This window comes from Streptomyces sp. NPDC032940 (assembly GCF_040636935.1).
Classification (GTDB): Bacteria; Actinomycetota; Actinomycetes; order Streptomycetales; family Streptomycetaceae; genus Streptomyces.
The window spans coordinates 83040-107874 of record NZ_JBEZVJ010000010.1 but is presented as its reverse complement, the minus strand read 5'-3'; the positions used below and the strand labels follow the sequence as shown (position 1 = coordinate 107874).

Annotated in this window: 24 protein-coding genes, 1 pseudogene and 1 riboswitch; of the genes and pseudogenes, 15 read left to right on the top strand and 10 right to left on the bottom strand. The window is 72.6% G+C overall.

Going from position 1 to position 24835, the window contains the following annotated elements:
* Positions 1-74 precede the first annotated feature (74 nt).
* Entirely contained in the window at positions 75-1202 is a 1128-nt protein-coding gene (locus AB0E77_RS15595) for an 8-amino-7-oxononanoate synthase (RefSeq protein WP_361570106.1), read from the top strand.
* A 42-nt stretch (positions 1203-1244) separates the two neighbouring features.
* Here AB0E77_RS15595 and AB0E77_RS15590 read toward each other — a convergent pair whose 3' ends face one another.
* Both AB0E77_RS15590 and AB0E77_RS15585 read right to left on the bottom strand, forming a co-directional pair.
* Positions 1245-1484, bottom strand: a complete 240-nt coding sequence (locus AB0E77_RS15590; RefSeq protein ID WP_361570104.1) for a DUF397 domain-containing protein — start codon at positions 1482-1484, stop codon at positions 1245-1247.
* 9 nt (positions 1485-1493) lie between these two features.
* Positions 1494-2354, bottom strand: a complete 861-nt coding sequence (locus AB0E77_RS15585) for a helix-turn-helix transcriptional regulator (protein WP_361570102.1) — start codon at positions 2352-2354, stop codon at positions 1494-1496.
* A gap of 212 nt (positions 2355-2566) precedes the next feature.
* Here AB0E77_RS15585 and AB0E77_RS15580 point away from each other — a divergent pair, with 212 nt between their 5' ends.
* Positions 2567-3070: an ATP-binding protein gene (locus AB0E77_RS15580; RefSeq protein ID WP_361570100.1), complete on the top strand. Its 504-nt coding sequence runs from the start codon at positions 2567-2569 to the stop codon at positions 3068-3070.
* On the opposite strand, the gene AB0E77_RS15575 is transcribed toward AB0E77_RS15580, so the two are convergent.
* The gene (locus AB0E77_RS15575; RefSeq protein ID WP_361570098.1) at positions 3061-3675 is read right to left on the bottom strand and encodes a DUF6328 family protein; all 615 of its coding nucleotides are present in this window, start codon (positions 3673-3675) and stop codon (positions 3061-3063) included. The two genes, AB0E77_RS15580 and AB0E77_RS15575, sit on opposite strands and share 10 nt — an antisense overlap.
* 83 nt (positions 3676-3758) lie before the next feature.
* On the bottom strand, positions 3759-4232 hold the full coding sequence (locus AB0E77_RS15570) for a C40 family peptidase (RefSeq protein WP_361570096.1): 474 nt from the start codon (positions 4230-4232) through the stop codon (positions 3759-3761).
* 35 nt (positions 4233-4267) lie between these two features.
* A riboswitch (cyclic di-AMP (ydaO/yuaA leader) is annotated at positions 4268-4329 on the bottom strand.
* A 740-nt stretch (positions 4330-5069) separates the two neighbouring features.
* Between AB0E77_RS15570 and AB0E77_RS15565 the strand changes: the two genes are divergently transcribed.
* From AB0E77_RS15565 to AB0E77_RS15535, 7 genes are all read left to right on the top strand, one after another.
* Positions 5070-5372: an urease subunit gamma gene (locus AB0E77_RS15565; RefSeq protein WP_361570094.1), complete on the top strand. Its 303-nt coding sequence runs from the start codon at positions 5070-5072 to the stop codon at positions 5370-5372.
* Between the two features lie 14 nt (positions 5373-5386).
* On the top strand, positions 5387-5698 hold the full coding sequence (locus AB0E77_RS15560) for an urease subunit beta (RefSeq protein ID WP_361570092.1): 312 nt from the start codon (positions 5387-5389) through the stop codon (positions 5696-5698).
* Entirely contained in the window at positions 5691-7412 is a 1722-nt protein-coding gene (locus AB0E77_RS15555; RefSeq protein WP_361570090.1) for an urease subunit alpha, read from the top strand. Before AB0E77_RS15560 ends, AB0E77_RS15555 begins: the two co-directional genes overlap by 8 nt.
* 8 nt (positions 7413-7420) lie before the next feature.
* Complete coding sequence (locus tag AB0E77_RS15550) at positions 7421-8095, top strand: urease accessory UreF family protein (protein WP_361570088.1); 675 nt, start codon at positions 7421-7423, stop codon at positions 8093-8095.
* Positions 8096-8254: 159 nt separating this feature from the next.
* Entirely contained in the window at positions 8255-8932 is a 678-nt protein-coding gene (ureG, locus tag AB0E77_RS15545) for an urease accessory protein UreG (protein ID WP_361570086.1), read from the top strand.
* The gene (locus AB0E77_RS15540; RefSeq protein ID WP_361570360.1) at positions 8929-9690 is read left to right on the top strand and encodes an urease accessory protein UreD; all 762 of its coding nucleotides are present in this window, start codon (positions 8929-8931) and stop codon (positions 9688-9690) included. Before ureG ends, AB0E77_RS15540 begins: the two co-directional genes overlap by 4 nt.
* Positions 9691-9819: 129 nt before the next feature.
* Positions 9820-11439, top strand: a complete 1620-nt coding sequence (locus AB0E77_RS15535) for an alpha/beta hydrolase (protein ID WP_361570084.1) — start codon at positions 9820-9822, stop codon at positions 11437-11439.
* A gap of 57 nt (positions 11440-11496) precedes the next feature.
* Here the strand turns inward: AB0E77_RS15535 and AB0E77_RS15530 are convergent.
* Both AB0E77_RS15530 and AB0E77_RS15525 read right to left on the bottom strand, forming a co-directional pair.
* Positions 11497-12533: pseudogene (locus tag AB0E77_RS15530) on the bottom strand (NAD(P)-dependent oxidoreductase).
* A 95-nt stretch (positions 12534-12628) separates the two neighbouring features.
* Positions 12629-13351, bottom strand: a complete 723-nt coding sequence (locus AB0E77_RS15525) for a lysophospholipid acyltransferase family protein (protein WP_361570357.1) — start codon at positions 13349-13351, stop codon at positions 12629-12631.
* A 287-nt stretch (positions 13352-13638) separates the two neighbouring features.
* Here AB0E77_RS15525 and AB0E77_RS15520 point away from each other — a divergent pair, with 287 nt between their 5' ends.
* Positions 13639-15759 carry a PQQ-dependent sugar dehydrogenase gene (locus AB0E77_RS15520; protein WP_361570082.1) on the top strand — a complete coding sequence of 707 codons (2121 nt, stop codon included), beginning with the start codon at positions 13639-13641 and terminating at the stop codon, positions 15757-15759.
* A gap of 68 nt (positions 15760-15827) precedes the next feature.
* Here the strand turns inward: AB0E77_RS15520 and AB0E77_RS15515 are convergent, their stop codons facing one another.
* A complete protein-coding gene (locus tag AB0E77_RS15515; RefSeq protein ID WP_361570080.1) occupies positions 15828-17342 on the bottom strand; it encodes an MFS transporter in 1515 nt (504 codons plus the stop codon).
* Positions 17343-17483: 141 nt separating this feature from the next.
* On the opposite strand from AB0E77_RS15515, the gene AB0E77_RS15510 reads away from it, so the two are divergent.
* Positions 17484-17939 carry an RpiB/LacA/LacB family sugar-phosphate isomerase gene (locus AB0E77_RS15510; protein ID WP_361570078.1) on the top strand — a complete coding sequence of 152 codons (456 nt, stop codon included), beginning with the start codon at positions 17484-17486 and terminating at the stop codon, positions 17937-17939.
* Between the two features lie 12 nt (positions 17940-17951).
* Here AB0E77_RS15510 and rocD read toward each other — a convergent pair whose 3' ends face one another.
* The 3 genes from rocD to AB0E77_RS15495 all read right to left on the bottom strand — a co-directional run bounded on the left by rocD (position 17952) and on the right by AB0E77_RS15495 (position 20662).
* Positions 17952-19172 (bottom strand): ornithine--oxo-acid transaminase, encoded by a 1221-nt coding sequence (gene rocD / locus AB0E77_RS15505; protein ID WP_361570076.1) that lies wholly within the window; start codon positions 19170-19172, stop codon positions 17952-17954.
* Complete coding sequence (ddaH, locus tag AB0E77_RS15500; RefSeq protein ID WP_361570074.1) at positions 19169-20008, bottom strand: dimethylargininase; 840 nt, start codon at positions 20006-20008, stop codon at positions 19169-19171. Before ddaH ends, rocD begins: the two co-directional genes overlap by 4 nt.
* 117 nt (positions 20009-20125) lie before the next feature.
* Positions 20126-20662 carry an Lrp/AsnC family transcriptional regulator gene (locus tag AB0E77_RS15495; protein ID WP_361570072.1) on the bottom strand — a complete coding sequence of 179 codons (537 nt, stop codon included), beginning with the start codon at positions 20660-20662 and terminating at the stop codon, positions 20126-20128.
* A gap of 57 nt (positions 20663-20719) precedes the next feature.
* Here AB0E77_RS15495 and AB0E77_RS15490 point away from each other — a divergent pair, with 57 nt between their 5' ends.
* The 4 genes from AB0E77_RS15490 to AB0E77_RS15475 are packed head-to-tail and all read left to right on the top strand — an operon-like array spanning position 20720 to position 24822.
* On the top strand, positions 20720-21478 hold the full coding sequence (locus tag AB0E77_RS15490; protein ID WP_361570070.1) for a LytTR family DNA-binding domain-containing protein: 759 nt from the start codon (positions 20720-20722) through the stop codon (positions 21476-21478).
* Positions 21479-21480: 2 nt separating this feature from the next.
* The gene (locus AB0E77_RS15485; protein WP_361570354.1) at positions 21481-21840 is read left to right on the top strand and encodes a hypothetical protein; all 360 of its coding nucleotides are present in this window, start codon (positions 21481-21483) and stop codon (positions 21838-21840) included.
* A 37-nt stretch (positions 21841-21877) separates the two neighbouring features.
* A complete protein-coding gene (locus tag AB0E77_RS15480; RefSeq protein ID WP_361570068.1) occupies positions 21878-23608 on the top strand; it encodes a cation acetate symporter in 1731 nt (576 codons plus the stop codon).
* Between the two features lie 8 nt (positions 23609-23616).
* Positions 23617-24822 (top strand): histidine kinase, encoded by a 1206-nt coding sequence (locus AB0E77_RS15475; RefSeq protein WP_361570351.1) that lies wholly within the window; start codon positions 23617-23619, stop codon positions 24820-24822.
* The last annotated feature ends 13 nt before the right edge of the window (positions 24823-24835 follow it).

Below are 24835 nucleotides of genomic sequence, written 5' to 3'. Positions count from 1 at the left end.
ATCGCCACACCTCGGGCAGCCCGTCGTGCCGCTAATGTCTGTCCACTGCCTACAAAACCCCGGAGGGCGAAGCCATGGCGTTCGGCTGGATCGACGAGCAGGCAGCGGCGCGCCGCCGGGCCGGACTGGTCCGCACCCTGCGGCCCCGCCCCGCCGAGTCACCCCTGCTGGACCTGGCCGGCAACGACTACCTCGGGCTGGCCCGGCACCCGGAGGTGGCCGAGGGCGCGGCGCGGGCCGCGCGGACCTGGGGCGGCGGCGCCACCGGCTCCCGGCTGGTGACCGGAACGACCGATCTGCACGCCGAACTCGAGCGCGAACTGGCGGCCCACTGCGGTTTCGAGGCCGCGCTCGTCTTCTCCTCCGGCTACGCGGCCAACCTCGCCGCGGTCACCGCGCTGGCCCCGCACGGCTCCCTCGTCGTCTCCGACGCGGGCAACCACGCCTCGCTGATCGACGGCTGCCGGCTGGCCCGGGGGACCACCCAGGTGGTGGCTCACGCCGACCCGGACGCGGTGCGCAAGGCGCTGGCGACGCACGACGGGCCCGCCGTCGTCGTCTCCGACACGGTGTTCTCGGTGGACGGCGACGCGGCGCCGCTGGCCGGCCTCGCCGAGGCGTGCCGGGAACACGGCGCGGGGCTGGTCGTCGACGACGCCCACGGTCTCGGCGTCCTCGGCGACGGCGGCCGGGGCGCTCCGCACGCCGCGGGGCTCGCGGGCGCCGACGACGTCGTCGCGACGGTCACGCTGTCCAAGTCGCTCGGCAGCCAGGGCGGCGCCGTGCTCGGCCCCGCGCGGGTGATCGACCATCTGGTGAACGCCGCCCGGACGTTCATCTTCGACACCGGACTCGCCCCCGCCGCCACGGGCGCGGCCCTCGCCGCACTGCGGCTGCTGCGCCGGGAGCCCGGCCGGGCCGCGCGGGCGCGCGAGGTGGCGGCCGAACTGCACGCACGCCTGACCGCCGCGGGCCTCGAGGCGGTGCGCCCGGACGCCGCGGTGGTCTCCGTGCGCGCTCCCTCCCCGGAGGGAGCCGTGCGGTGGGCGGCCGACTGCCGTGCGGCCGGCCTGTCCGTGGGCTGCTTCCGCCCTCCGTCGGTGCCCGATGGCATCTCACGGATCAGGCTGACCGCTCGCGCGGACCTCTCCGGGGATCAGATCGCACAGGCTGTACGGGTGATCGGCGAAACGCGGCCATGAGTCGGCGTGGCACGGCCGTGCGTCGCGCGGCACCCGGCGGGATCAGCCGGTCCGGCCGTCGTGGACGGCGGCCGTGAAGGACGCCCAGCTCCCGGGGGAGAAGAGCAGCGCGGGACCGGCCGGGTCCTTGGAGTCGCGTACGGCGAGGAGTCCGGCCCAGGGGCCGGCCGCCGGACGTGCCGTCTCCACGCAGTTGTTGGCTCCCGTGCTGTAGCTGCTGCGCCGCCACCGCACGCCGTGCAGGTCGGTACTCGTGGGGGTGTTCCGAGGAAGTGCGGACATGGTGCCTCCTTACGCGCCGGCCGCTGTCGCGGCGATGTAGTCCAACGAGTCCTCGGGCGAAAGGGCATGGTGCAGGAGAGCGTGGAAAGCCTCGGTGTAGGCCTCTAGGTCTTCTTTCCGCTCGAGATGGAGGCTACTCGTCAAGTGGTCGAGAACCACCACGTCGAGATCAGAAGTGCTCGGAAAGGAGAAGATGACGAAAGGGCCGGTGACGCCGATGTGCGCCCCGGCGGCGAACGGGAGCACCTGGAGCCGGACATGGGGCAGCCGCGCGGCCTCCACCAGCCGTTCCAGCTGGCGGGCCATCACCCCCGCCCCGCCCACCTCCCGGCGCAGCACCGCCTCGTCGAGCACCGCGTTCAGCTCCAGCGGCGGGTCGGCCCGCAGCACGTCCTGCCGGGCCAGCCGGACCTCCACCAGCGTGTCCAGCCGTTCCTCCGACAGACCCTCCACGGCGGCCCGGGTGACCGCGCGGGCGTACTCCGGTGTCTGCAGCAGCCCCGGCACGACCGTGGTCTCCAGCGTCCGCATCGCGCTCGCCTGCGACTCCAGGCTGATGAAGTCCCGGTACGTCGGCGGCAGCACCCCGCGATAGGCGTGCCACCAGTGGTGCCGGCCGCCCGTGTCCTCCGAGCCCGCCAGCACCACCAGCAGCTCCCGCAGTTCCCGGTCGGCCACTCCGTAGGCGTCCAGCAGCAACCGCACGTCGGCCGGCTTCGCCCCGCTCGTCCCGGTCTCGATCCGGCTGACCTTCGACTGGTGCCAGCCCACCAGCCGGGCCGCCTCGCCGCTGGTGATGCCCGCCGACGTGCGCAGGGCGCGCAGTTCCGCGCCCAGCTTGCGGCGGCGCACCACCGGACCGTGCTGCATGGGCCACTCCTCTACTCCCAGTGAGCCACCCGAATACGCTCTGCCGTCGCAGAGTTCACCGCTTCGAGCGACAGATATATGCATATCCCGGTGGATCGCCGCCCCGCTCCGGGTGGTGATGGCAGTCTGACGGTGAAGCACCAGTCCGGGACCGTACTCGAACCATCCGCTCCGTGTCGGACCGCGGTCCCGTGGGAAGGGACGACGTCGCCATGGCAGACCATCTGGAAGCATCCGTCACTCTGCCGAGCGATCCCGCCTCGGTGGCCGCCGCGCGCACCTACGTGGTGGGCACCCTGGCGGAGTGGGGTCTGCCCGCGGAGGCGGAGGTGTCGGAGACCGTCCGGCTCATCGTCTCGGAGCTGGCGACGAACGCGGTGCAGCACACGTTCGGGCAGTCGCCGACCTTCACGGTGGACCTCGTCCTCGACCGCGACGAGCGGCTGTACATCGGCGTCACCGACAGCCATCCGCGCTTCCCCAAGCGGCTGCCCGCCGCCGTGCAGCAGGACAACGGCCGGGGCATGGTGATCATCCGCTGGCTGACCGCTGAGTGCGGCGGCAGGCTGAGAGTGCGGCCCACACGTGAGGGCGGCAAGACCGTCTCCATCGAACTGCCCTGGACGGCACCGGCCCCGGCGGTGCCCGCCGAGCCGGTCCCGGTCGTGGGACGTCCCCGGGGCGAGGCGGTGGAGCGGCAGGAGCCTCAGCGCTGAGGCGTGGACGGCACCCGGCGCGCGACGGACGTCGCGGCCCGGGCCGTGCGGCCCCGCGCCCGGCCGTGCCGGGCCGACGGGGCCGGGTCCGCCGCCGTGCGGCGATCCGCGGCACGGCGTTCACCGGTCATGTGGACCCGCCGGACCCGGTGGGGGAGCAGCCCCCACAGGCCGAGGCAGGCCAGCAGCGTCACCGCGCCGGCGGCCGCTCCGCCGGACCGGCCCGCGGTCACGTCGACCACGAGCAGCACCGAGCCGGTGAACGCGCAGACCAGTACGCCGAGGCCCGCCGTGGCGAGTCGCGAGGACACCCGCACGATGCGCGCCTTGGCGCCCCGCTGGAAGAGCGAGCGGTGCAGCGCGGCCGGAGCCGTGAACAGCATCGCGGCGAGCACCGTGAACAGCAGCGTGGTCACGTAGACGGCGCGCTGGAAGGTGTCGAGCTCCGGGAAGCGCGACGTGAAGGCCAGGGACAGCAGGAAGGCGAAGAGGATCTGCACCCCGGTCTGGGTGACGCGTAGTTCCTGGAGCAGCTCGACGAAGTTGCGGTCGGCTCGCTCCAGCGGGGTCTCGTTGCGTGCGGTGCAGCGGCGGTGGTCGGCCATGCCTGACGGGTAACCGCCGAGCGCCGCGTCACGCATCCCGGGCGGTGACGGCGCGTCAGGGCGCCGTCACCGCTCCGGGCGGCTCACCTCACCCGGCCGTACGAGACGTTGCTCGTCCAGATCTTCTGGAGCCGCACCACGTCCCCGGTCTTCGGGGCGTGCCAGATCTTGCCCTTACCGGCGTAGATGCCGACGTGGTACACGCTCCGGCCCGAGTGGAAGAACACCAGGTCCCCGGCCTTGCGGCTCCCGGCGGAGACGTGCCGGGTCTTGTTGTACTGCTGCGCGGCGGTCCGCGGCAGCTTCTTGCCGGCCTTCTTGAACGAGTAGAGGGTCAGTCCGGAGCAGTCGAACCGGTACGGGCCGGTGGCCCCCCACGCGTAGGGGGAGCCCTTCTTGGAGGCCGCGATCCGCAGGGCCTTCGTGGCGTGGGCCGCCGCGGCGGCCTCGGAGGCGGCGCCGGGAACCACGAGGGTGCCGCCCACGGCGGCGATGGTCAGGGCCGAGGCCGTACCGGCACGGGCCATCAGGGACGGGACACGATTGAGCGCAGTCATGCGCAACCCTTCGTCAGCCGCCTGTGAAGGATGACCTGTCGGATTCGGGCTGGCGAAGTTGCCCGGCCGCACGGGTGCGGCTTCACCCCAAGGGCTGCTCGGCCCGGCGCCTCCCCGTCGGGGGGCGGCCGTTCCGGCGACCCGTCGTGCTCGGGTCCTCCACTCCTGCCGATCCACTCCTGTCGACCGGTCGTCCGGGCGGCGGCAGGACTCGGCGTCCGCCCGGACCGCCCCGCCGCTGTGGCGGGGGCTTGTCGTCAGTCATGGATCTTGGCGCACCGAAGTCGGAAAATCCCAACGGAACCGGGCCCTTGTGTGGTTACTCACCACTCACCCGTTCAGGTGGACATGTCGGTGTTCGACCCCTTGACGGGTGCCGCGGCGACCCCGGGACCAGCGACGGAATGACACCTTCCGCCATCCGGGATCATGCGTGGCGCAAGCTCGACGGGCCGGAAATCCGAGGTGTTTCTACGCCGATGGGGGGTAAGCCGTTCGGCCGGTTCGGGCGCGCCCGTGTCGACGCCTGCGGCAGCGCCGGTTCCGGAGGGGGGGCGACGTCGCGGTGCGGCGGCGGTGGCGTCCAGGAGTGCGCGGGCATGCGAAAGGCCGTCGGCGGCACCGGTAATCGGCCGGTCAAACCGGTAATCAGTCAGTCAAAACCGCGTGACGTGGCAGAAACACTCTAGCCGTACTGTGCACCCCGTTCCACCTGCGGTTTTCCCGACGGCAGCGGGCACTTTGCGGCCCATTGCTGTGTGTTACATCTAGAGCCGTCGCGGTGGACGCGGCAGCCGGACCGTCCGGGTCCCGGCGTGATGTTCTGTGAGGTGGTACGTGCAACTGACCCCGCACGAGCAGGAGAGACTGCTCATCCACGTGGCCGCGGACGTGGCCGCGAAGCGCCGCGCGCGCGGCGTGAAGCTCAACCACCCCGAAGTCGTCGCGCTGATCACCTCGCACATCCTCGAAGGGGCCCGCGACGGCCGCACGGTCGGCGAGCTCATGGCGTCCGGACGGAAGCTGATCCAGCGTCACGAGGTCATGGAGGGCGTGCCCGAGATGATCCACGACGTCCAGGTCGAGGCGACCTTCCCCGACGGCACCAAGCTCGTCACCGTCCACGAACCGATCATCTGACGGGAACCGCAGCCATGATTCCCGGAGAGATCCTCTTCGCCGACGAGCCCGTCGCCTTCAACGAGGGCCGCGAGAGCGTCCGTCTGACCGTGCTCAACACCGCCGACCGGCCCGTCCAGGTCGGCTCCCACTACCACTTCGCCGAGGCCAACCCCGGTCTCGACTTCGACCGCGCCGCCGCGCACGGCAGGCGGCTGAACATCGCCGCCGGCACCGCCGTCCGGTTCGAGCCCGGCATCCCGGTCGACGTGGAGCTGATCCCCCTCGCGGGCGCTCGCGTCGTCGTGGGTCTGCGCGGCGCGACCGGAGGTGCCCTCGATGCCTGAACTGTCCCGCGCCGCCTACGCCGACCTGTTCGGCCCGACCACGGGCGACCGCATCCGCCTGGCCGACACCGGCCTCTTCGTCGAGATCGAGGAGGACCGCTCCGGCGGCCCCGGCCGCTCCGGCGACGAGTCGGTCTTCGGCGGCGGCAAGGTGCTGCGCGAGTCCATGGGCCAGTCGCGCACCACCCGCGCCGAGGGCGCCCCCGACACCGTGATCACCGGGGCCGTGATCATCGACCACTGGGGCGTCGTCAAGGCCGACATCGGCATCCGCGACGGCCGCATCACCGGCATCGGCAAGTCCGGCAACCCGGACACCATGGACGGCGTCCACCCCGAGCTCGTCATCGGCCCCGAGACCGAGGTCATCGCGGGCAACGGCAGGATCGTCACCGCCGGCGGCATCGACACGCACATCCACTTCATCGCGCCGGGCATCGTCGACGAGGCCCTCGCCTCCGGCGTCACCACCCTCATCGGGGGCGGCACGGGCCCGGCCGAGGGCAGCAAGGCGACCACGGTCACCCCCGGTTCGTGGCACCTCGCCCGGATGTACGCGGCCCTGGAGTCGAGCCCCGTCAACATCGGCTTCCTCGGCAAGGGCAGCACCATGTCCAAGGAGTCGATGCGCGACCAGTTGCGCGCCGGCATCCTCGGCTTCAAGATCCACGAGGACTGGGGCGCGACCCCCGCCGTGATCTCCGCCTGTCTGGACGTGTGCGAGGAGTCCGGCGTCCAGCTCGCCGTCCACACCGACACCCTGAACGAGGCCGGCTTCGTCGGCGACACCTTCGACGCGGTCGCCGGGCGCACCCTGCACGCCTTCCACGTCGAGGGCGCCGGCGGCGGCCACGCGCCCGACATGATCACCGCGGTGTCGCTGCCCAACATGCTGCCGGCGTCCACCAACCCGACCCGGCCGCACACCGTCAACACCGTCGAGGAGCACCTCGACATGCTGATGGTCTGCCACCACCTCAACCCCGCGGTCCCCGAGGACCTGGCCTTCGCCGAGTCCCGCATCCGGCCGAGCACCATCGCCGCCGAGGACGTCCTGCACGACATGGGCGCCATCTCCATCATGTCGTCGGACTCCCAGGCCATGGGCCGCGTCGGCGAGGTGATCCTGCGGACCTGGCAGACCGCGCACGTGATGAAGGGCCGGCGCGGCTTCCTGCCCGGCGACACCAGGGCCGACAACCGCCGCGCCCGTCGCTATGTCGCCAAATACACCATCAACCCGGCCGTCGCCCAGGGCATCGACCACGAGGTCGGCTCCGTCGAGTCCGGCAAGCTCGCCGACCTGGTCCTCTGGGAGCCCCGCTTCTTCGGCGTGAAGCCGCAGCTCGTGCTCAAGGGCGGGCAGATCGCCTACGCGCAGATGGGCGACGCCAACGCCTCCATCCCCACCCCGCAGCCCGTCCTGCCACGCCCCATGTACGGCGCCCTGGGCAGGGCGCCCGCGCTGAACTCGCTGAACTTCGTGGCCGAGGCGGCGATCGAGGACGGACTGCCCGAACGCCTCGGCCTCGGCAAGGAGTTCGTGCCGATTCGCTCCACCCGCGGCCGTACCAAGGCCGACATGCGCGAGAACGACGCCCTGCCCCGGGTCGAGGTCGCCGCGGACTCCTTCGCGGTGACCATCGACGGCGAACTCGTCGAACCCGCACCCGCCACGGAACTGCCGCTCGCGCAGCGGTACTTCCTCTTCTGAGCGCCGCCATGAGCCGCGCAGCACTGCTCGTCCTGTCGGACGGCCGCTTCCCCGCCGGAGGGCACGCCCACTCCGGCGGGGCTGAGGCCGCCGTCAAGGCCGGACGCATCACCGACGCCGCGAGCCTTGAGGAGTTCTGCCGGGGACGGCTGCACACGAGCGGGGCCGTGACGGCGTCCCTCGCGGCAGCCGCGGCCCTCGGCGTCGACCCCGAGGAACTCGACCGGGCCGCGGACGCCCGCACGCCGTCACCCGCCCTGCGGGTGGTGGCGCGAAGACTCGGCCGGCAGCTCATGCGGGCCGCCCGCGCCACCTGGCCGGACCCCGGACTCGAGGCGCTGGCCGGGCGCTTCCCCAAGGGCGCCCACCAGCCCGTCGTCCTCGGGCTGGCCGCCCGCGCGGCCGGGCTCGAAGCCCTGGACGCGGCGTACTGCTCCGCCTACGAGGGGGTGAGCGGACCGGCGACCGCGGTCGTGCGGCTGCTGGGCCTCGATCCGTTCGACGCCACCGCCGTCCTCGCGAGGCTGGCGCCCGACGTGGACCGCGTGGCCCAGGACGCGGTGGAGGCGGCGCGGCAGGCCGTGAGCGAGGGGGTGGACGCGCTGCCGGCGCGGTCCGCGCCGTTGCTCGAGATCGGGGCGCAGGCGCATGCCGCCTGGGCTGTGCGGTTGTTCGCCTCGTAGCGGGCTCTCGCCCCCGCCGCCCCTTCCCTTTCCCGACCCCCGGGGGCTCCGCCCCCTGGACCCCCGGTCGGCCTGAACGGCCTCGTCCTCAAACTCCCCCAGAGGGGGGACCCCCAGGACGGGCTGAGAATGCCGGCCCAGCTGTACAGGAGTCGCACCATGCACCTCGACCACCACCACGACGGGCCCGCCGCCGTGTCCGCCGACGCGCGCCGGCCCGACGGGAGCCGGCGTGCGCTGCGCATCGGGCTCGGCGGGCCCGTCGGGTCCGGGAAGACCGCGACCGTCGCCGCGCTCTGCCGGGCCCTGCGCGAGGAGTTGTCCCTCGCCGTCGTCACCAACGACATCTATACGCGCGAGGACGCCGAGTTCCTGCTCCGCGAGGCGGTGCTGCCGCCGGAGCGGATCAGCGCCGTCGAGACCGGCGCCTGCCCGCACACCGCGATCCGGGACGACATCTCCGCCAACCTGGAGGCCGTCGAGGACCTGGAGGACGAGGTCGGACCGCTCGACCTGGTGCTCGTGGAGTCCGGCGGCGACAACCTCACCGCCACCTTCTCCCGGGGGCTCGTCGACGCCCAGATCTTCGTGATCGACGTGGCCGGCGGCGACGACATCCCGCGCAAGGGCGGCCCCGGTGTCACCACCGCCGACCTGCTCGTCGTCAACAAGACCGACCTCGCCCCCTACGTCGGCTCCGACCTCGCGCGGATGGCCGCCGACGCCAAGGCGCAGCGCGGTGAACTGCCCGTCGTCCTCCAGTCGCTGCGGAGCGAGGCGGGCGTGGGGGAGGTCGCCGGCTGGGTGCGTGCCCGGCTCGCCGCGTGGACGGCATGACGGCGCCGGCCGGCGTCCGGGCGCGGGCGCGGATCCTCGCCCGCGGCGACGGACGCGGCGGCACCAGCCTGCCCGTGCTGGAGGGCGAGGGCCCGCTCGCGGTGCGGCGGACCCGGGGGAGCGGGGCGGAGGCCCGGGTACTGCTGGTCGGCGCGATGAGCGGCCCCCTCGGCGGCGACCGGTTCACGGTGACCGCCGAGGCGGTACAGGGCGCCCGGCTGCGGGTCGGCTCGGCCGCCGCCACCCTCGCACTGCCGGGCCAGGACAAGGCGGGGGCCCGCTACGACGTCCGGCTCGATGTCGCCGACGATGCCGAACTGCACTGGGTGCCCGAACAGTTGATCTCCGCGAAGGGCAGCGACCTGCACGTGACCACTCGCGCCGACGTCGCGCCCACGGCACGGCTCGTGCTGCGCGAAGAACAGGTGCTGGGGCGGTCCGGCGAGGAACCGGGGCGGCTCACCAGCCGTCTTGCCGTCCGGGTCGCGGGCCGTACCGTCCTCGACCAGGAGCTGGCCTGCGGGCCCGGCGCGCCGGGCGGCTGGGACGGCCCGGCGGGCCTGGCCGGTCATCGCGCCGTCGGCCAGGCCGTCGTCGTCCGGCCGTCGTTCGCGACCGCGCCGCCGGCCGCGCGTACCCTGGGGGACGGCGCGGCCGTCATGCCGCTCGCCGGTCCGGCCGCGCTGGTGACGGCCGTGGCGGCGGACGCGCTGCGGCTGCGGCGGCTGCTGGACGAGGCGCTGGCCTCCCTCGACTGAGGGTCTCCGCCCCTCGGACACACTTCTCCGTTTATCGGATTGGCAAAGAAGTGGCGCGGGCCCTGTTCTCAGCGAACGCACAGCCGCGAGGATCCCCGTACTTGTCGAATCATGTACGGGGAGGGCCACTTGAGGAAGACCAGGCTGCACCGGAGAGCCGCGGCGTTCGGCTCGGCCGGAGCACTCGTCACCGCGACGCTGATAGCCGGCACCGTCGCGGCACCGGCGGCCAACGCCGGCCCGGCCGACGGCCGGGGACACGGGCACGGGCAGGGCTGGGACCGCGAGGCACGCGGCGCCGCCGTCGCCGCCGCCCGCGCGGCGAAGGCCGGCATCGACTGGAAGGACTGCCCCGCCGACTGGAACCTGCCGAAGCCGATCCAGTGCGGCTACGTCACCGTCCCGGTCGACTACGCCAAGCCGTACGGCAAGCAGATCAAGCTCGCCGTCGACCGCATCGGCAACACCGGCACGGCGTCCGAGCGCCAGGGCGCGCTCATCTACAACCCGGGCGGCCCCGGCGGCTCCGGCCTGCGCTTCCCGGCCCGCGTCACCAGCAAGAGCGCCGTGTGGGCCGACACCGCCAAGGCCTACGACTTCGTGGGCTTCGACCCGCGCGGCGTCGGCAGGTCGGCGCCCATCTCCTGCGTCGACCCGCAGGAGTTCGTCAAGGCGCCGAAGATGGACCCGGTGCCGCGCTCCGAGGCCGACAAGCGCGCCCAGCGGGGGCTCGCCGCCGAGTACGCCGAGGGCTGCCTCGAGCGCAGCGGCGACATGCTGGCGCACATGACCACACCGAACACCGCCCGCGACCTGGACGTCATCCGCGCCGCGCTCGGCGAGAAGAAGCTCAACTACCTGGGCGTCTCCTACGGCACCTACCTCGGCGCGGTCTACGGCACCCTCTTCCCGGACCACGTGCGCCGGATGGTCGTCGACAGCGTCGTCAACCCGTCCCGCGAGAAGATCTGGTACCAGGCCAACCTGGACCAGGACGTCGCCTTCGAGGGCCGCTGGAAGGACTGGCAGGACTGGGTCGCCAAGAACGACGCGACCTACCACCTCGGCGACACCCGCGCCGAGGTCCAGGAGCAGTGGCTCAAGCTGCGCGCCACCGCCGAGAAGGCGCCCCTCGGTGGCGTCGTCGGCCCGGCCGAGCTGATCTCCTTCTTCCAGAGCGCCCCGTACTACGACTCCGCGTGGGCGCCCACGGCGGCGATCTTCAGCAAGTACGTCGCCGGGGACACCCAGGCCCTCGTCGACGCCGCCGCCCCGGATCTGACCGACACCGTGGGCAACGCCGCCTCGGAGAACGGCAACGCCGTGTACACCGCGGTCGAGTGCGCGGACGCCAAGTGGCCCACCAATTGGCGCACCTGGGACCGGGACAACACCAGGCTGCACCGCGACCACCCGTTCATGACCTGGGCCAACGCGTGGATGAACCTGCCGTGCGCCACCTGGCCGGTCAAGCAGCAGACCCCGCTGAACGTGAAGACCGGCAAGGGACTGCCGCCGGTGCTGATCGTCCAGTCCGAGCGTGACGCGGCCACCCCGTACGAGGGCGCCGTCGAACTGCACCAGCGGTTCAAGGGCTCCCGTCTGATCACCGAGAAGGACGCCGGCTCCCACGGCGTCACCGGCCTGGTCAACCCGTGCATCAACGACCGGGTGGACGCCTACCTGCTCACCGGCAAGCTGGACGCCCGGGACGTGACCTGCGCCCCGCACGCCACGCCCAAGCCGTAGTCCACGACAGGCGGACACCAGGGGGCGGCCGGTCCGACCGGCCGCCCCCTTCCCCTGTCACCGGCCGGTCGGACCGGCCGGCCAGGCGTCCTCCGCCGCGTAGTCGAAGAGCTCGCCGTAGTTCGCGGCCATCTCGGGGAAGGCGTCCCGCCAGTCCCGGCCGGCGAGCCGCTCCTCGATCCAGGCGACCGTGTCCGGCAGGGTCTCGGCGTACCGGACCACCGGGCGGTAGTCCAACTCCCGCCGGGCCGCGCTCATGTCGCACACGACCGGCGCGGGCGCGGACCACGGCGTGTCGCCCACGCCGGGCACGGGCGGTGCACCGTCCACCAGGACGTCCTCGGCACTGACGCCCATCACCGCGTCGATCGCCGCCGCGATCTCCGCCACCGTCGGCGCGTCCGGGTCGACGGCGTTGAGCACGCGCGTGCCCGGCCGCGCGGCGGCCAGCCGGATCAGCTCCGCGATGTTCCGCACGCTCGCCGGGTGAAAACGGCTCGCACCGCCGTACGCGAGCACGCGCCGGCGCCTGCCGTCCAGGTTGCGCTTGACGAAGTACAGCTCGCGCGGGGTCCGGCAGTGCGGCCCGTGGACCGCTCCCGCACGCAGCAGCGTCACCGGCAACCGGTCCCCGGCGGCGAGGAGTCCGCTCTCCAGGGCCGCCTTGCGGGTGCTGTACGACGAGTCGCCGGGCCGGACCGTGCGCTGTTCCTCGGTGAGCGGGACCGGGTACTCCGGGAAGCCGCCGGGTTCCGCCTGTGTGTCGAAGTTCCGGCCCTCCGCGTCCTCGTAGACCGACACGCTGGAGATCACCACCGCAGAGCCGACGCGTCCGGCGAGCGAGACCAGCTGGCGGGCGTGCCCGGGGCCGAAGGCCACCACGTCCACCAGGACGTCGCAGCCGTCGCCGACCGCCGCGGACAGCGCCGCGTCATCCTCCCGGTCGGCCCGCACCACCCGCACGTCGCCCGGCCAGTCCCCGCCGCGGCCGCCGCCGCGCGAGACGGCCGTCACCTCCAGCCGTCGCCGGCCAGCGCCCCCACCGCAGCCCGTCCGATCTGTCCCGTCGCCCCGATCACCACAGCTCGTGTCATACGGGGACCGTAGGCGCGCACCCTCCCGCACGGCCATGCCCCTCTGCCGAGGGCAGACAGGGCCGAAAACGGACGGGGCAGCAGACTGCCCGTGTCTAGCGGTGCGGCAGCCGGGGGAAGCGCCGGTTCCTCGCCGCCCGCTCCGCCTCCTCGGCCTTGACGTCGGCCGCGTACCGGTCGACGTACTCCTGCTCGGACAGCGACAGGATCGCGTACATGATCTCGTCGGTCACGGCGCGCAGTACGGCCTTCTCGCCCTCCATGCCCGCATAGCGGGAGAAGTCCAGCGGCTCGCCGAAACGGATCACCACGGGGTGCAGCCGCGGGATCTTCCGGCCGGGCGGCTGGGCCTCGAAGGTGCCGATCATCGCGCACGGCACGACGGGCACCCCGGCCCTGAGCGCCATCACCGCGACGCCGACCTTGCCCTTGTACAGCCGCCCGTCGTGCGAGCGCGTGCCCTCCGGATAGATGCCGAGCAGTTCGCCCCGGTCCAGCACGCCGAGCCCCTCGCGGATCGCGGCCTGGCCCGCCTCCTTGCCGGAACGGTCGACCGGGATCTGTCCCGCGCTGCGGAAGAAGAACGCCGTCAGCCGGCCCTTGAGGCCGGGACCGGTGAAGTACTCGGCCTTGGCGAGGAAGGTGATGCGGCGCCGCAGCACGGCGGGCATGAGGAAGTGGTCGGAGAACGACAGGTGGTTCCCGGCGACGATGGCCGCACCCGAGCCCGGCACATGGTCCAGCCCCTCGATCCGGGGGCGGAAGACCAGCCTCAGCAGCGGCCCGAGCAGTACGTACTTGAGCACGTAGTAGAACATGGTTCGCCCTCTCACCCGGATTGATGCTGCCCCCATGCTGGGTCACCTGACGGGCCATCACCAGCCTCGCCGGGTTATTCGCCGCAAGTCGCGCCGGCGGTCCGGTCCGGCTGCGCTGCCCGAACCCGACCGATCTTTCCACGAGGAAGTTCAGTCTTTGTCCTTGACGAGGGGAAAGTGGGCCCTCTAGCGTCCAACCGACTCACTCCGCACGGGTTTTCGCCTGTCTCACCTGCAGCGGCCGGCCGGGGTCTTCACGGCTGCCGACCAGTACGAAGGAGTTCCGAGTGCGCAACAGACGGATCGTCACCCTGGTGGGGGCAGCGGCGCTGGCCGCGACCGCCGGGCTCCTGACCGTCCCCACGGTCCAAGCCGCCCCGTCGGACCCGGCACCGCCGGCCGCGTCGGCCTTCCAGAAGGTCACCCTCAACGACCGTCCGGGCGAGCCCATGGCCCTCGCCGTCCTGCCCGACGGGCGGGTGCTGCACACCGCGCGCACCGGCGAGGTGCGGATCAACGACCCGAAGAGCGGCGTCAACTTCCTCGCCGCCGACATGAAGAAGAGCCCCGCCGGGCTCTACCAGCACGACGAGGAGGGCGTGCAGGGCATCGCCATCGACCCCGACTTCAGCAGGAACAAGTGGGTCTACCTCTACTACTCGCCCCGCCTCGACACCCCCATGGACGACCCGGCCACCCCGGGCGTGAACGAGGGCGACGCGCCGGAGTTCGGCACCGCCGCGGACTTCGCCGAGTACAAGGGCGTCACGCGGCTGTCGCGGTTCAAGCTCGAGGGCAACACGCTGAACTTCGCCACCGAGCAGAAGATCCTCGACGTCCCGGCCGACCGCGGCATCTGCTGCCACGTCGGCGGCAAGATCGACTTCGACGGCAAGGGCAACCTGTTCCTGTCGACCGGCGACGACTCCAACCCGTTCGCCTCGGACGGCTACGCCCCGCTCGACGACCGCCCCGACCGCAACCCCGCCTTCGACGCGCGGCGCACCGCGGGCAACACCAACGACCTGCGCGGCAAGGTCCTGCGCATCAAGGTCCACAAGGACGGCCGGTACACGATCCCGGGCGGCAACCTCTTCCGTCCCGGCACCCCGAAGACCCGGCCCGAGATCTACGCCATGGGTCTGCGCAACCCGTTCCGCTTCGCGGTGGACGACCGGACCGGCGAGGTCTACGTCGGCGACTACTCGCCCGACGCCAACACGGCGAAGCCCGACCGCGGCCCCGCCGGCCACGGCCGCTGGATGGTCATCGACCGCCCCGCCAACTACGGCTGGCCGTACTGCGTCACCCCGGACATGCCCTACCAGGACTACGACTTCGCCACCCAGAAGTCGAGCGGCGCCTTCGACTGCGCGGCGCCGGTAAACGACTCCCGCAACAACACCGGCCGGAGCCTGCTGCCGCCGGTCACCGACGCGGAGATCGTCTACGGCTACGGCGCCACCGAGGAGTTCCCGGAACTCGGCACCGGCGGCATCGCCCCCATGGGCGGGCCGGCGTACCGCTACGACAAGCGGAACAAGGCCGAGAACCGCTGGCCCGCGTACTTCGACGGCAAGCCGCTCTTCTACGAGTGGACGCGCGACCAGATGCTCGCCCTCACCCTCGGCAGGAAGAACGAGGTCACCAAGATCGAGAACGCGCTCACCTCGATCACCACGGACGGTCCGATCGACGCCGAGTTCGGCCCGGACGGAGCCCTGTACGTCCTCGAGTACGGCACCGGGTACTTCGCGGAGCTGCCCGAGGCCCAGCTCGCCCGCATCGACTTCACGCGGGGCAACCGCACCCCGGAGCCCAGGGCCGCCGCGGACGTGGTCAACGGCACCAGCCCGCTGACCGTCCGGTTCTCCAGCGCCGGCACGAAGGACGCCGACGGCGACGCCCTCAGCTACGCCTGGGACTTCGACGCCGACGGGAAGGTGGACTCCAGGGAGGCCGACCCGACGCACACCTTCACAGAGAACGCCGTCTTCGACGCCACGCTGAAGGTCACCGACAGCACCGGCCGCTCGGCCGCCGTCTCGGTCCCGGTCGTCGTCGGCAACAAGGCGCCGGTCGTCTCCCTGACGACCGACCCCGCTCCGCACGGCGGCACCGCGTTCCACTGGGGTGACACGGTCACCTGGAAGGTCACCGTCACCGACGACCAGCCGGTGGACTGCTCCAAGGTCAGCGTCTCGTTCATCCTGGGCCACGACACCCACGGCCACCCGCTCTCCTCGAGCACCGGCTGCTCCGGATCGTTCGAGACGTTCGTCGACGGCGGTCACGCCGGTGCGGACAACCTGAAGGCCGTCTTCAACGCCTCCTACACGGACACGCCCCCGGACGGGCTTCCCGCCCTCTCCGGCAGTGCCGAGGTCGCGCTGACGCCGGCCGACTGACCGGCGGCGAGGACGACGACGGCGGGGCGCCACCCTTGCGGGCGGCGCCCCGTCGGGCGTGCGGTCGTTCAGAACTTCGGCGTCGGCGCCTGCGCCTCCACCAGCTCCGCGGCCTCCTCCTCGGTCTGCACCGAGGGCGGGGACCCGGCGAGCGGCTGCTGGGCCGTCTCCTTCATGCAGGCCACCGCAACGACACCGACCAGGGCGGCGGCCATCGCGTAGTAGGCGGGCATCATGTCGGAGCCGGTCACGCTGATCAGGGCCGTGATCACCAGCGGCGTGGTCCCGCCGAACAGTGACGTCGACAGGTTGTAGCCGACCGACAGGGACCCGTAGCGGACGTTGGTCGGGAACATCGCCGGGAGCGCCGCCGACATCGTGCCGAGCAGACAGACCAGGGACAGCCCGAGCATCAGCATGCCGCCCGAGACGGCGAGCAGGCTGCCGTTCTGCACCAGCACGAAGGCCGGGGCGGACAGGACGAAGAAGCCGATCATGCCGGTCATCAGCACGGGCCGGCGGCCGTACCGGTCGGAGATCCGGCCCACCCGGTTGATGATCAGCATCAGCAGCACCATCGTGACCACCAGGATCAGCAGACCGTGGCTCTCGCTGTAGTCCAGCTCGTCCGAGAGATACGTCGGCATGTACGACAGCAGCATGTAGTCGGTGATGTTGTACGCGCCGACCAGCGCGATGCACAGCACCAGCGGACGCCAGTGCGTACGGAAGATCTTGGCGAGGTCCCCCCGGGCGCTGGTCTCCACCGCGGTCGCCGCGTCGGAGACGTGCACGTTGGCACCCTCGAGCTTGAGGAAGGCGGGCGTGTCGTCCAGCCTCAGCCGCAGATAGATGCCGACGATGCCGAGGGGGGCGGCCAGCAGGAAGGGGATGCGCCAGCCCCAGGCGTCCATGGTGTCGCTGCCGAGCCACGCGGTCAGCGCGGTGACCAGACCGGCGGCGCCGGTGTAGCCGGCCAGCGTGCCCAGCTCCAGGAAGCTGCCGAAGAAGCCGCGCCGCTTGTCGGGCGCGTACTCGGCGATGAAGGTGGACGCGCCGCCGTACTCACCGCCGGTGGAGAAGCCCTGGAGCAGGCGGAAGAGGATCAGCAGCAGCGGCGACCAGAAGCCGATCGCGTCGTAGCTGGGGATGAGCCCGATGGCGGCCGTGCCGATCGCCATGAGGATCATCGTCAGCGCGAGGACCTTCTTGCGGCCGATCCTGTCACCCATGGGGCCGAAGACCATGCCGCCGAGCGGGCGCACGAGGAACGCCACGGCGAAGGTGGCGAACGAGGACAGCAGCTGCGCCGTGTCGCTCCCGGACGGGAAGAACACCCGGCCGATGGTGCCGGCCAGATACGCGTAGATGCCGAAGTCGAACCACTCCATGGCGTTGCCCAGCGACGCCGCCTTCACGGCGCGCTTGACCGCGGCCTCGTCCGTGACGGTGATGTCCGACCGGCGCAGCCGGGGGTTCTGCCGACGTCTGATGGCCCGGAACAGTGCGGGGTGGCGGCGGATCGCCGCGGCGTCCGGTTCTGGGCCGTTCTCGTTGGGGGACGTGGCGGCCTCCCTTTCCACGCGCAGACACTCCCGGGGGAGCGCTGCTCGGTCGTACGTTCTCAGGTCCTCCCGTTCCCCCGATCATCCTGGGTATGGGCGTGACGTCGGTCATGCGGATGAGCCGATGAGGTGAGCGGCCGCGCCGAGTACCCTTCGCACATGCGTATCTCCGTCTCCTCGGACATGGACGAACCGGTGGCCGGCCTTCTCGTCGAGGAACTGCGCGGACGCGGGCACGAGGTGCTGACGCACGGCGCCCTGCGCCCCGGGGACGACCCCCGATGGGCGGTGTGCTCGGAGCGCGCCGCGCGCGACGTCGCCGCCGGCACGGCCGACCAGGCGGTGGTGTGCTGCTGGACCGGCACCGGCGCCTCGATCGCGGCCAACAAGGTCCCCGGCGTACGGGCGGCCCTGTGCACCGACGCCTACACGGCCGACGGGGCACGCCGCTGGAACGACGCCAACGTGCTCGCGCTCAGCCTGCGCCTCACCTCCCCGCCGCTGCTGCGGGAGATCCTCGACGCATGGTTCGCCGCCGGGGCGAGCACGGACGCCGAGGACCTGGGCAACGTGGAACGCGTGGAGCGGCTCGACCGGGGCCGGGCCGCTCCCTGACGCGGACGCTCCTCAGGACGCCAGGACCTTCTCCAGCGTCCCGATCGCGCCCCTCAGCTCCTCGCCGGTCACGGTCAGCGGCGGCGCCAGACGGATCGTGGAGCCGTGGGTGTCCTTGACGAGGATGCCCTCGCGCATCAGCCGCTCGCTGATCTCGCGGCCGGTGCCGATCGCCGGGTCCACGTCCACGCCCGCCCACAGCCCGCGTGCCCGGAAACCGACGACGCCCTTGCCGACCAGCGCCTGAAGTCCCTCGCGCAGCACTTCGCCCAGCTCGGCCGCCCGGCGCTGGAACTCACCGGTCTCCAGCAACTCCACCACCGCCGTGCCGACCGCCGCGGCCAGCGGATTGCCGCCGAAGGTCGACCCGTGCTCACCCGGGTGCAGCACACCGAGCACCTCGCGGCGCCCGACCACCGCCGACACCGGCACGATCCCGCCGCCCAGCGCCTTGCCGAGCAGCACCACGTCCGGGACGACCGACTCGTGCTCGACGGCGAGGGTGTGCCCGGTGCGGCCCAGGCCCGACTGGATCTCGTCCGCGACGAACAGACACCCCGCCCGCCGGGTCAGCTCACGCACCCCCGCCAGATAGCCGTCGTCCGGGATGTTGACGCCGGCCTCGCCCTGGATCGGCTCGATCAGCACGGCCGCCGTCGTCTCGTCGACCGCCGCCTCCAGCGCCGCCAGGTCGTTGTACGGCACGATCCGGAATCCGGGCGTGAACGGACCGAAGCCCGAGCGGGCCGTCTCGTCCGTCGAGAAGCTCACGATCGTCGTCGTACGGCCGTGGAAGTTGTCCGCGGCGACCACGATCGTCGCCCGGTCCGCCGGGACGCCCTTCACGTCGTAGGCCCACTTGCGGGCCACCTTGATGCCGCTCTCCACCGCCTCCGCTCCGGTGTTCATCGGCAGCACCATGTCCGTGCCGGTCAGCGCGGCCAGCCGCTCGGCGAAGCCGGCGAGCCGGTCGTTGTGGAACGCGCGCGAGGTCAGCGTCAGCCGGTCCAGCTGCCGGTGCGCGGCCTCGATCAGCGCCGGGTGACGGTGACCGAAGTTGAGCGCCGAGTAGCCGGCCAGCATGTCCAGATAGCGGCGGCCCTCCACGTCCTCCACCCAGGCGCCCTCCGCGCGGGCCACGACCACGGGCAGCGGATGGTAGTTGTGGGCGAGGACGGGCTCCTCCGCGCGGATGAGCTCCTCGGAGCCGCGGCTGCGGGCGGGTGCGGTCATGAGCGGATCTCCCGGATCTCCTGGGTGCAGCACTTGATGCCGCCACCGGCCTTGTGGAACTCGGACAGGTCGACGGGGACGGGGACGTAGCCGAGGCCCGCGAGCCGGTCGGCGAGTGCCCGCGCCCCGGGCGAGATGAACACGTGCCGCCCGTCTGACACGGAATTGAGCCCGAACGCCATGGCGTCCTCCCGGGCGGCGAGCACCGCGTCCGGGTACAGCCGCTCCAGCACCTCACGGCTGCCCGGCGAGAAGGCCCCGGGGTAGTAGACGATGTTCCCGTCACCCCCCTCGTGGCCGTCGTCCAGGACGAACAGGGCCGTGTCCAGATGGTAGAAGTACGGATCCACCAGCGTCAGCGACACCACCGGCCGGCCGAAGTACTCCTGTACCTCGCGGTGCGCCTCGGGCGTGGTGCGGAACCCGGTGCCGGCCAGGATCCAGCGGCCCGCCGGCACGAGGTCGCCCTCGCCCTCGCAGACCGACTCGGGCGGATGGACGTCGAAGCCCGCGCCCTTGAACCACGTCTCGTAGGGCACGGACTCGGGACGGCGTTCCGGCGCGTGGAACAGCGAGCCGAAGACCCGGCCGTCCACGACGAGCGCCGCGTTGGCGGCGAACACCATGTCGGGCAGCCCGGGGACCGGCGTCACGGCGTCCACGGTGTGCCCGTGGGCGCGATAGGCGTCGATCAGCGCGCGCCACTGGGTCAGCGCACGGCCCACGTGGACGGGCTCTCCGGAGCACATCCACGGGTTGATCGCGTACTGCACGGCGAAGTGTCTGGGTTCGCAGACGAGGAAGCGCCGCCGGCGCGGCACACGGGAGTCGGACACAGAGGGGTGCCTCCGCTTCCTGACGGACGGTGACTGAGGGATGACACCACGGTAGGAAGCGGGCGTGACGGACGACAAGCGCGAAGAGCTGCGTGTCGGCGCACGATCGCTGCGTCCTCACCCGGGTCGGCGCAGGTCTGCTGCGCCCGGTCGGCCCACCTCTGCCGCGCCCTCGGGCGCCGGGAGATTCGCCCCGGCCTCCGGGCTGTCCGGCAGCAGGTGCGACAGCACCATCACGCTGATCGTCTTGCGGATGAACGGCTCCGCCCGGATCCGCTCCAGCACCTCCTCGAAGTGCTCCACGTCCCGCGCCCGCACATGCAGCAGCGCGTCCGCCCCGCCGGTCACCGTCATCGCCGCCGTGATCTCCGGATAGCCCCGCACCACCTCCGCCAGCCGCCGCGGCGGGGCCGCCCCCTCGCAGTACACCTCCACGTACGCCTCCGTGCGCCAGCCCAGCGCGGACGGCCGCACCGTCGCCGTGAACCCGGTGATCACGCCGGTCTCCCGCAGCCGGTCCACGCGGCGCTTGACCGCCGTCGCGGACAGCCCGATCCCCGTGCCGATCTCCGCGAAGGACGTCCTGGCGTTCGCCATCAGCGCTGTGACGATCTTCCGGTCGAGCTCGTCGAAGGGCGAGGGCCTGCTGTTCATGCCCGCACTGTAACCAGCCATGTGCAGGCGTCCGGATTCCACCTACACTCCACCTTCATGCTGCGCGCCCTCGCCGTCGACGACGAACGCCCCTCGCTGGAGGAACTGCTCTACCTGCTGGACGCCGATCCACGGATCGGCAGCGTGGAGGGCGCCGGCGACGCCACGGAGGCGCTGCGCCGCATCAACCGGGCCCTGGAGTCCGGCCCGCACGGCCCCGAGGCCATCGACGTCGTCTTCCTCGACATCCAGATGCCCGGCCTCGACGGACTCGACCTCGCCCGGCTGCTCACCGGCTTCGCCCGGCCGCCGCTGGTCGTCTTCGTCACCGCGCACGAGGACTTCGCCGTCCAGGCCTTCGACCTGAAGGCCGTCGACTACGTCCTCAAGCCCGTCCGCAGGGAACGGCTGGCCGAGGCGGTCCGCCGCGTCGTCGAACAGCGCGGCACCGCCGGCGCCGCCCCCCGCATACCGGTGCACGAACCGGACCCCGGCCACATCCCCGTCGAGCTGGGCGGCGTCACCCGCTTCGTGCCCGTGGACGACATCACCCACGTCGAGGCGCAGGGCGACTACGCGCGCCTGCACACCGACAAGGGCAGCCACCTCGTCCGCATCCCGCTGTCCACCCTGGAGGAGCGCTGGCGGGCCCGCGGCTTCGTCCGCATCCACCGCCGCCACCTGGTCGCCCTGCGCCACATCGGCGAACTCCGCCTGGACGCCGGCACCGTCAGCGTCCTCGTCGGCTCCGAGGAGCTCCAGGTCAGCCGGCGCCACGCACGCGAACTGCGGGACCTGCTCATGCGGAGGCCGTGAGCGTGCCCCAGGACCCCGCCGAACGCCGCGTCACCGTCACCGGCCCGCCCAGGCGCACCCTGCGGGCCTCCGGCTACTACCGGCCGCGCACCGAGATCGACGAGCAGACCACGCTCGGCCACACCTACGTCCGCTCCCTCATGCGCAGCCAGCTGCGCGCCGGGTTCACCGCCCTCGCCGTGCTCGGGCTGCTCGTCGGCCCGCTGCCGCTGCTGTTCGCGGTGATGCCCGACGCCCGCCGCCTCGAATGGGCCGTCCTCGGCTTCGGCCTGTACGCCCCACTCGTCCTCCTCGCCCGCTGGTACGTGCGCCGCGCCGAGCGCAACGAACGCGACTTCGTCCGCCTGGTCGAGGACCGGTGAGCCGAGGACCGGTGACGAGAAGAGCCGTGAACCGCCGATGAACCCGAACTACGCGATACCCGCCGTCGCCCTCGTCGTCGTCGCCACCGTCCTGGTCGGCGCGTTCGGCCTGCGCGTCTCCCGCACCACCTCCGACTTCTACGTCGCCTCCCGCACCGTCGGGCCCCGCCTCAACGCCGCCGCCATCAGCGGCGAGTACCTCTCCGCCGCGTCCTTCCTCGGCATCGCGGGCCTCGTCCTCGTCCAGGGCTCCGACATGCTCTGGTACCCGGTCGGCTACACCGCCGGCTATCTGGTCCTGCTGCTCTTCGTCGCCGCCCCGCTGCGCCGCTCCGGCGCCTACACCCTGCCCGACTTCGCCGAGGCCCGGCTCGCCTCCCAGGCGGTACGGCGGCTGGCGGGCGCCTTCGTCGTCGGCGTCGGCTGGCTGTACCTGCTGCCCCAGCTCCAGGGCGCCGGACTGACACTGACCGTGCTCACCGGCGCGCCCGACTGGCTCGGCGGGGTGATCGTCGCGGTCGTGGTCATCGCCATCGTCGCCGCCGGCGGGATGCGCAGCATCACCTTCGTGCAGGCGTTCCAGTACTGGCTGAAGCTCACCGCCCTCCTCGTGCCCGCGCTCTTCCTGGTCCTCGCCTGGCAGGGCGACGGCGCCCCCGGCCACGCCTTCGAGGAACCCGCCACCTTCCGCGAGCAGCGGTCCGTCAAGGTCGCCGACACCCTCACCCTCAAGCTCGACCGACCGCTCACCGTCACCGTCGACGGCACCGTGGACGGCCGCGCCCTCGACGCCACCCGCGTGCAGCTGCCCGCCGGCACCCACCAGATCGACGCCGACACCCGCCTCACCTTCGCCGAGGGCACCCCGGTACCGGCCGCCGGACGCGGCGCCGACGACGCCCTGTCGCCGTCGCGGGCCGAGAGCCGCACCGAACGCCCGCTGTACGCCACCTACGGGCTGATCCTCGCCACGTTCCTCGGCACCATGGGCCTGCCGCACGTCGTGGTCCGCTTCTACACCAGCCCCACCGGTGTCGCCGCCCGCCGCACCACCGTCGCCGTCCTCGGCCTGATCGGCGCCTTCTACCTGCTGCCGCCCGTCTACGGCGCCCTCGGCCGCCTCTACGCCCCCGAGCTGACCCTCACCGGCGCCGCCGACGCCGCCGTCCTGCTGCTGCCGGACCGGATGATCGGGGGAGTGGGCGGCGAGCTGCTCGGCGCCCTGGTCGCGGGCGGCGCCTTCGCCGCGTTCCTGTCCACGGCGTCCGGGCTGACCATGGCCGTCGCGGGCGTCCTCACCCAGGACGTGCTGCCGTCCCGCGCCGTACCGCACTTCCGGCTCGGCACCCTGCTCGCCATGGCCGTGCCGCTGGCCGCGAGCGCGCTGGTCGGCGGGCTGCCGGTGGCCGACGCCGTCGGCCTCGCCTTCGCCGTGTCCGCCTCCTCCTTCTGCCCGCTGCTCGTCCTCGGCATCTGGTGGCGCCGGCTGACCCCGCCCGGCGCCGCGGCCGGGATGCTGGTGGGCGGCGGCTCCGCCCTGCTCGCCGTCGCCGCGACCATGGGCGGCTTCCCGGGCGGCGGCGGCGCCCTGCACGCGCTGCTGGCCTGGCCCGCCCTGTGGTCGGTGCCGCTGGGCTTCCTCACCATGGCCCTGGTCTCCCTGGCCACCCCGGGCCGGGTGCCGGCCGGGACGGCGGCGATCCTGGCCCGCTTCCACCTCCCGGAGGAACTGCTCGCGGACGAACTGCGCAAGGAGGTGACCCCGTGAGCGGCTCCGTGAGCGGATTCCTGGCCGGTCTGGCCGTCGCCGTGCTGCCCCTGCTGGCCGCGGGCTTCTGGCTGGGCCGACGCACGGCCCGGCCCCAGCACCTCGGCGGGCTCGGCACCCCGGTCGAGCACGCCACCTTCCAGACCCTGCACACCGCCTCCCTCGCCACCCCGCCGCTGCGCGCCGGCCTCACCGAGGAGACCGCCCGCAAGTCGGCCCGCAAGCTGCGCTCCCTGCTCGGCACCGACGCGCTGTGCCTGGCCGACCACAAGGAGGTCCTGGTCTGGGACGGCGTCGGCGCCCACCACCGCGCCGAGATCATGGAGCGCCTGGCCGGCCCTCTGGAGACCGGCCGCGGCGAGGCCTTCCCGCTCACCTGCGACACCCCCGACTGCGCGGTGCGCTGGGCGGTCGTCGCCCCGCTCACCGTCGACGACCGGGTGCACGGCGCCCTCGTCGCCTGCGCGCCCCGCGAGTCCGCCGTCCTGGTCCGGGCGGCCGGGGAGGTGGCCCGCTGGGTGTCGGTGCAGCTGGAGCTGGCCGATCTCGACCAGTCCCGGACCCGGCTGATCGAGGCCGAGATCAAGGCGCTGCGGGCCCAGATCTCCCCCCACTTCATCTTCAACTCGCTCGCGGTGATCGCGTCCTTCGTGCGCACCGATCCCGAGCGCGCCCGCGAGCTGCTGCTGGAGTTCGCCGACTTCACCCGCTACTCGTTCCGCCGGCACGGCGACTTCACCACGCTCGCCGACGAGCTGCACGCCATCGACCACTACCTGGCGCTCGTGCGGGCCCGCTTCGGCGACCGTCTCTCCGTCACCCTCCAGGTCGCCCCCGAGGTGCTGCCGGTCGCCCTGCCCTTCCTCTGCCTCCAGCCCCTCGTGGAGAACGCCGTCAAACACGGCCTGGAGGGCAAGTCGGACAAGTGCCACATCCAGATCACCGCGCAGGACGCGGGCGCCGAGGCGCTGGTCGTCATCGAGGACGACGGCGCCGGAATGGACCCCGGTCTGCTGCGCCGGATCCTCGCGCGCGAGGTCAGCCCCTCGGGCGGCATCGGCCTGTCCAACGTCGACGACCGGCTCCGCCAGGTCTACGGCGACGACCACGGCCTCGTCATCGAGACCGCCGTCGGCGCCGGAATGAAGATCACCGTCCGGCTGCCCAAGTACCAGCCGGGCGTCCACTCGGCCGGACGGCTCGGCCGCGAGTGAGGCAGGCGACGCC